Origin of the sequence: Pseudomonas sp. PS01297 (assembly GCF_029959305.1) — a bacterium.
Lineage (GTDB): Bacteria > Pseudomonadota > Gammaproteobacteria > Pseudomonadales > Pseudomonadaceae > Aquipseudomonas > Aquipseudomonas helleri.
The window spans coordinates 45,245-51,994 of the sequence record NZ_JASCPQ010000033.1 but is presented as its reverse complement, the minus strand read 5'-3'; the positions used below and the strand labels follow the sequence as shown (position 1 = coordinate 51,994).

The following is a 6,750-nucleotide window of genomic DNA, read 5'->3' as shown; positions in this document are numbered from 1 at the left end:
GCGAGCTTGCCTCGCGATCTTTTGATCTTTTAAAAAGATCGCGAGGCAAGCTCGCTCCTACAGGGGGGATTGTTCTGCCTATTGCTAAGCAAGAGTCTGACTCAATGTATGACGCATTTTCAAACCTTGCGCCATCCCCCAGCATGGCCACATGAATACATTAATCGCGTACTACCAACACTTGGGCTGGGCCTTGTCACTGCTGGTGATGATCACTTTTCTGCTGGCGGGAACGGTCAAAGGCATGATTGGCCTGGGCTTGCCCACCGTCGCCATGGGCATGCTCGGTCTGGCTATCGCTCCGGCGCAGGCTGCAGCGCTGCTGATCATCCCTTCCATCGTCACCAATACCTGGCAACTGGTGGCCGGCGGGCAACTGCGCGAGCTGATCAAGCGCTTGTGGTCCATGCAAGTGGGCATCTTCTTGGGTACGGGGCTTGGCGTGCTGTGGCTGAGCGTCGACAGCGGCGGTTGGGCCGTGCGCGCACTGGGCGCGGCTTTGTTGCTGTACGCCCTGGTCGGGCTGTTTCTACCAGCCCTGCACGTGCCGGCGTCTGCCGAGCGCTGGGCGGGACCGGTCTGTGGGTTGATCACAGGTATCATCACCTCGGCCACCGGCGTCTTTGTGATTCCTGCCGTGCCGTACTTGCAAGCCCTGAGCTTGAACAAAAACCAATTGGTCCAGGCCTTGGGTTTGTCCTTCAGCGTCTCGACCCTTGCCCTGGCGGCCGGGCTTTATTGGCGCGGCGCGTTGGGCGGTGGCGAACTGAATGCCTCGGTGCTGGCGCTGTTGCCCGCGATGCTGGGCATGTGGCTGGGGCAATGTTTGCGTCAACGCATCAGCGCCGCGTTGTTCAAGCGCGTGTTCTTTGTCGGCATGGCCGTGTTGGGTGCTCATTTATTGATCAGCGGCTAAAGCTGATTGGCAACAATCTGATAGTTATTCGTGATCTGTGCGCAAAGGTAATTTGCTTTAACGCGGGTTTTTCCTAAAGGCTGGGCTCTATATCGTTGCCCTACGTTTTAAACCTTTAAGACCCCCGTGCCGCTCAACAGCGCTGAGGGTTAACTCCTGAAGAGGCTGCTCATGAAAAAAATTCTGTTACTCAATGGCGCTAAAAAATTCGCCCACTCCGATGGCCGCTACAACCTGACCATGCACGACACCGCGCTGGCCTTTTTTGATCGTCAGGGTTTTGAAGTCAACGTCACCCACATCGACGAAGGCTACGACGTGGCCGAAGAAGTCGAAAAATACCTGTGGGCCGACGTAGTAATTTACCAAATGCCGGGCTGGTGGATGGGCGCGCCGTGGATCGTCAAAAAATACATCGACGAAGTCTTCACCCAGGGGCATGGCAAACTCTACGCCAGCGATGGTCGCACCCGTTCCGATGCGTCGCAGCGTTATGGCAGCGGTGGCTTGATCCAGGGCAAACAGTACATGCTGTCGCTGACCTGGAACGCACCGCAGCAAGCGTTTGAAGACCCGGCCGACTTCTTTGAAGGCAAAGGCGTGGATGCGGTGTACTTTCCATTCCACAAAGCCAACCAGTTTTTGGGCATGACCGGCTTGCCGACCTTTCTGTGTGTCGACGTCATGAAACGCCCGCAACCGGATGTTGACGCGGCGCGTTACGAGCAACACTTGAGCGAAGTCTTCGGCCTCGACGTGTAACCTGACGCATTTCACGACAGCTTCGCCGCCGATCGCAGCCTCGCTCCGCTCGTCAGCGGCTACTAGCGACTACTATCAGTCGTTATCAATGAGGGGCATGTGTGAAAGCCAGATCCGATGAGCTGCAAATATTTGTCTCGGTGATTGAGTGCGGCTCGATCTCCGCCGCTGCCGAGCAAGCCGGGCAAACGCCTTCGGCCGTCAGCCGCACGCTGTCAAGGCTGGAGGCCAAGCTCGAGACCACGCTGATCAATCGCACCACGCGGCGCATGGACCTGACCGAAGAAGGCAAGTTCTTCTTCGAGCAGGCCAAGTTGATTCTTGAGCAAATGGACGAGCTTGAAGAACGCCTCATTTCGCACCAGCGCACACCGTCCGGGCGTCTGCGCATCAACGCAGCGGCGCCGTTCATGCTGCACGCCATCGTGCCGTACCTCCCTGAATTCCGGGCGCTGTACCCCGAGATCCAACTGGAACTCAACAGCAACGACCTGATCATCGACCTGCTAGAGCAAAGCACCGATATCGCGATCCGCATCGGCACGCTGGCGGACTCGACCTTGCACGCCCGTTCATTGGGCTGCAGCCCGCTCAACATTCTGGCCAGCCCCGAGTACATCGCCCGACACGGTGTGCCCAACAGCGTGGCCGAACTGGCCAACCACACCCTGATCGGCTTTACCCAAAACGACGGCCTCAACCAATGGCCGTTGCGGTTTGCCCAAGGTGATCGCTGGCCCATCCAGCCGGCCATCAGCGCTTCCAGCGGCGAAACCGTTCGCCACTTGGCGCTGCAAGGGCAGGGCATTGCCTGCCTGTCGCACTTCATGACCCACGAAGACATCAGCGCCGGGCGCTTGCAGGTGCTGTTGGGCGAATTCAACAGCGGCTATCGCCAGCCCATTCATGCCGTGTACTACCGCAACTCGCAGTTGGCGTTGCGCATTCAATGCTTTCTGGACTTTATCCAGACCAAGCTGGCGAGCTATGCAGCGCCGTATTTCAAAGACTGACGGGCTTACTCCTACAGACGTTTAAGGCCAACACCCACACATATAGCAACGTCTGCACCTGACGCATCGCTTTCTATTGAGTGAAGTTTCCGAGAGAATCCCGACCGCCTTGCGGCACTCGATAGGCGTGGATAGTCTCGCTGAGTCACTGACCATCAGTGGCCGGCTTTGACAGGCCTAACAGAACTAGCTGGGCGGCGTCATAAACAGTTCATCGTGTTATGGCGGCTGTGTGCGGGGCACTTTCGAGTGCGCCGGGTTTTGCTAGCTCCCCCGGTCTGTCAAACCGCACATAGCTGCCACCTGTTCCGTTTGACAGCGGGGGGATGGTAGCTCCACACGTTTGGAGCCCTAGCATGAGTAAAATCGTCCCCGATCCACCCCTAAATTCCCTTAATACCGCTGCTCACGCCTGTACCTCACTGTTCGGTATCAACTCCGGCATTGGTGCGCGTGACGCGCTGACGCAGGTTTCGCTGTTGCTTAAAGGCGCTGAACTCAACGCCGACGATATTGGCTCGCGCCTCAGCGGCTTTGAAGCCGAGCAACTCTGGCGCATTACCCACGGCGTCGAGCTGGCGCGTGGTGTGGTCGATGCACTGCTGGCGGACCAACCACCCGCCTAGGTGCGGGTGCAGGCGGCAAGGTGTAGAGGTTGAACACCTTCGCCGTCTGCGGCTTTTGTGTAGCGCTGCGCAGTTTTCCTTTTGCTGTTTGAAATTTTTGACGAAATCAGACAAGGTTCGGCAATAGTTGATAACAATAAAAGGAAGTAGCGAATGCGTATTGTGTGGTTCAAAACCCTGGCCTTGACGGCGGCCATTGCCGCCAGCTCCTCGGCGTATGCCGTCACTCTGGAAGGCGGCGCAGTGGCTGCACCGGATCAATACGGCGCTGAAGTGGCAGCGCAAATCCTCAAAAAAGGCGGCAACGCGGTCGATGCCGCCGTCGCGACGGCCTTCACCCTGGCCGTCACTTACCCCGAAGCCGGCAACATCGGTGGCGGCGGTTTTATGACCTTGTTCATTGATGGCAAACCCTACTTCCTCGACTATCGCGAGACCGCCCCCAAAGCGGCCAGCCGCGATATGTACCTCAATGACAAAGGCGAAGTCATCGAAAACCTCAGCCTGGTAGGGTCCCGTGCGGCGGGCGTGCCGGGTACGGTCATGGGCTTGTGGGAGGCGCATCAGCGCTTCGGCAAATTGCCATGGGCCGAGCTGATCACCCCGGCCGTGGGTTACGCAAAAAATGGTTTCAAGGTGGCCGACCAGCAATTTCAGTACCGCGAAGATGCGCTGGCACTGTTTAACGGCACCACCAACTTCGGTGATTACTTCGGCACCATGAAGCCGGGCGAAACCTTCAAGCAGCCAGAATTGGCCAAGACCCTGGAGCGCATCGCTGATAAAGGCGCCAAAGAGTTCTACCACGGTGAAACTGCCGACCTGCTGGTCGCGCAAATGCAAAAAGACAAAGGCCTGATCACCAAAGAAGACCTCAATGACTACAAGGTCAGCTGGCGTGAGCCGATGCGCGTCGATTTCCGCGGCAACACCTTGTACACCGCACCGCTGCCAAGTTCGGGCGGCATCGCCTTGGCGCAACTGATCGGCATTAAAGAAGACCGCGCGGCAGACTTTAAAGGTGTGGAGCTGAACTCGGCCCCGTACATTCACCTGCTGGCGGAAATCGAAAAGCGCGTGTTTGCTGACCGTGCCGATTACCTGGGCGACCCGGACTTCGGCAAAATGCCGGTGGCTGAGCTGACCGACCCGGCGTACATCGCCAAGCGTGCGAAAGAAGTGAACCCGAAAGCGATTTCCGAAACCGCCAAGGTCAAACCGGGCCTGGAACCGCATCAGACCACGCACTTCTCTATCGTCGATAAAGATGGCAACGCCGTGAGCAACACCTACACGCTTAACTGGGATTACGGCAGCGGCGTTGTGGTTAAAGGCGCGGGTTTCTTGCTCAACGATGAAATGGACGACTTTAGCTCCAAGCCGGGCGTGGCCAACGCTTTTGGTGTGGTGGGCGGTAATGCCAACGCCATCGAGCCGGGCAAACGCATGCTGTCGTCGATGAGCCCAAGCCTGGTCACACGCGACGGCAAGGTCACGCTGGTACTCGGCACGCCGGGCGGTTCGCGGATCTTTACCTCGATCTTTCAGGTGCTGAACAACATCTACGACTACGACCTGCCGCTGGAAAAAGCCGTGGCCGCACAGCGCGTGCATCACCAGTTGCTGCCTAAAGACACGATCTACTACGACGCTTACGCGCCGCTGACCGGCAAAGTCGCCGATGAGCTCAAAGCCATGGGCTACACCCTGGAAGATCAGGGCTGGAACATGGGCGACATCCAGGCCATCCGTGTTAACGGCACCGCCCTGGAAACAGCCTCCGACCCACGCGGCCGTGGCGTAGGCAAAGTCGTGAAGTAACCTTTCAACTCTGTATGAGCGAGCTTGCCTCGCGATCTTTTGATCTTTCTAAAAGATCGCGAGGCAAGCTCGCTCCTACAGTTTTCTCACTTTCTGCGCAATTTGTTACCATCCGTTTCTCGTTTTCTCCCTTCGCGTCTCCCGTCTTTTAGGTAACCCATGAAATTCTCACGTCTGCGCGCTGATGTCCTGGCCGGGCTCACGACGTCATTTGCCTTGCTGCCCGAGTGCATTGCCTTTGCCCTGGTGGCCCATCTCAACCCGCTGATGGGCCTGTATGGTGCGTTCATTATTTGCACCATTACCGCGCTGTTCGGTGGTCGACCGGGCATGGTGTCCGGTGCCGCAGGCTCAATGGCAGTGGTGATCGTGGCGCTGGTGGTGCAACACGGTGTGCAGTATCTGTTGGCGACCGTGGTGCTGAGCGGGCTGATCATGCTGGCGTTCGGGCTGCTCAAACTCGGCAAGCTGGTGCGCATGGTGCCGCACCCGGTGATGCTGGGGTTCGTGAACGGGTTGGCGATTGTCATTGCCATGGCGCAACTCGACCACTTCAAGGACGGCGACACCTGGCTCAGCGGCATGCCGCTGTACGTGATGATCGGCCTGGTGGCGCTGACCATGGCCATTGTCTATTTGTTGCCGCGCCTGACCCGCGCCGCGCCACCGGCGCTGGTTGCGATCTTGAGCGTGGGGCTGGCGGTGTACTTTTTGGGCCTGCCGACCCGCACCCTTGGTGACATGGCGCATATTGCCGGGAGCTTGCCGACATTTGCCCTGCCGGACATCCCGTGGAACCTCGACACCCTGCGCATCATTGCGCCGTACGCGATCGTGATGGCTGTGGTGGGGCTGCTGGAAACCCTGCTGACCTTGAATTTGACCGACGAAATCACCGAGTCCCGGGGTTACCCGGACCGCGAGTGCGTGGCGCTCGGGGCGGCGAACATGGTGTCGGGGGCCTTCGGTGGCATGGGCGGCTGCGCGATGATCGGGCAAACTGTGGTCAACCTCAGCTCGGGCGGGCGAGGGCGGCTGTCGGGGGTGACGGCCGGGGTGATGATCTTGCTGTTCGTGCTGTTTTTGTCGCCGTTTATTGAGCGAATTCCGCTGGCAGCGCTGGTCGGGGTAATGTTCGTGGTGTCGCAACAGACCTTCGCCTGGGCCTCTTTGCGGGTGCTGAACAAAGTCCCGTTGAACGATGTGCTGGTGATTATTGCGGTCACGGTCATCACCGTGTTTACCGACCTGGCGGTTGCGGTGATGTGCGGGGTTATCATCGCGGCGCTCAACTTTGCCTGGCAACAGTCGCGGCAGCTGTATGCCGAGACGCCGGTGCAAAGCGACGAGAGCAAACTGTACCGGGTTCACGGCACCCTGTTTTTCGCCTCGACCACGGCGTTTCTCAAGCTGTTTGACCCGGCCGAAGACCCCGCCAGCGTGACCCTGGATTGCAGCCAGTTAAGCTTTGTCGACTACTCGGCGATTGCCGCGCTGGACACGTTGCGCGAGCGCTATCGCAAAGCGGGCAAGCATTTGCGCGTTGTGCATGTGTCGGAGCGCTGCAAAAAACTGCTCAAGCGCGCCCGCGTGCCTCACGTTTAACACCCTC

At 58.6% G+C, this 6,750-nt stretch carries 6 protein-coding genes; all 6 read left to right on the top strand.

The window, feature by feature from the left end; genetic code table 11:
• Positions 1–151: 151 nt before the first annotated feature.
• Positions 152–916, top strand: coding sequence for a sulfite exporter TauE/SafE family protein (locus tag QMX84_RS12195; RefSeq protein WP_282363898.1), 765 nt, complete (start codon positions 152–154; stop codon positions 914–916).
• Between the two features lie 171 nt (positions 917–1,087).
• A complete protein-coding gene (locus QMX84_RS12190; protein ID WP_153335528.1) occupies positions 1,088–1,678 on the top strand; it encodes an NAD(P)H-dependent oxidoreductase in 591 nt (196 codons plus the stop codon).
• A 101-nt stretch (positions 1,679–1,779) separates the two neighbouring features.
• The gene (locus tag QMX84_RS12185; protein ID WP_048372989.1) at positions 1,780–2,691 is read left to right on the top strand and encodes a LysR family transcriptional regulator; all 912 of its coding nucleotides are present in this window, start codon (positions 1,780–1,782) and stop codon (positions 2,689–2,691) included.
• A 356-nt stretch (positions 2,692–3,047) separates the two neighbouring features.
• Complete coding sequence (locus QMX84_RS12180; protein ID WP_123752189.1) at positions 3,048–3,317, top strand: hypothetical protein; 270 nt, start codon at positions 3,048–3,050, stop codon at positions 3,315–3,317.
• Between the two features lie 153 nt (positions 3,318–3,470).
• Entirely contained in the window at positions 3,471–5,138 is a 1,668-nt protein-coding gene (gene ggt / locus QMX84_RS12175; protein ID WP_123752190.1) for a gamma-glutamyltransferase, read from the top strand.
• Positions 5,139–5,297: 159 nt separating this feature from the next.
• Positions 5,298–6,743 carry a SulP family inorganic anion transporter gene (locus QMX84_RS12170; RefSeq protein ID WP_282363897.1) on the top strand — a complete coding sequence of 482 codons (1,446 nt, stop codon included), beginning with the start codon at positions 5,298–5,300 and terminating at the stop codon, positions 6,741–6,743.
• Positions 6,744–6,750: the final 7 nt, after the last annotated feature.

What these genes read in the sequence shown, in the direction of transcription:
- QMX84_RS12170 (WP_282363897.1), top strand. Translation starts at nt 5,298, where the DNA reads ATGAAATTCTCACGTCTGCGCGCTGATGTCCTGGCCGGGCTCACGACG.
- QMX84_RS12180 (WP_123752189.1), top strand. Translation starts at nt 3,048, where the DNA reads ATGAGTAAAATCGTCCCCGATCCACCCCTAAATTCCCTTAATACCGCT.
- ggt (WP_123752190.1), top strand. Translation starts at nt 3,471, where the DNA reads ATGCGTATTGTGTGGTTCAAAACCCTGGCCTTGACGGCGGCCATTGCC.
- QMX84_RS12190 (WP_153335528.1), top strand. Translation starts at nt 1,088, where the DNA reads ATGAAAAAAATTCTGTTACTCAATGGCGCTAAAAAATTCGCCCACTCC.
- QMX84_RS12195 (WP_282363898.1), top strand. Translation starts at nt 152, where the DNA reads ATGAATACATTAATCGCGTACTACCAACACTTGGGCTGGGCCTTGTCA.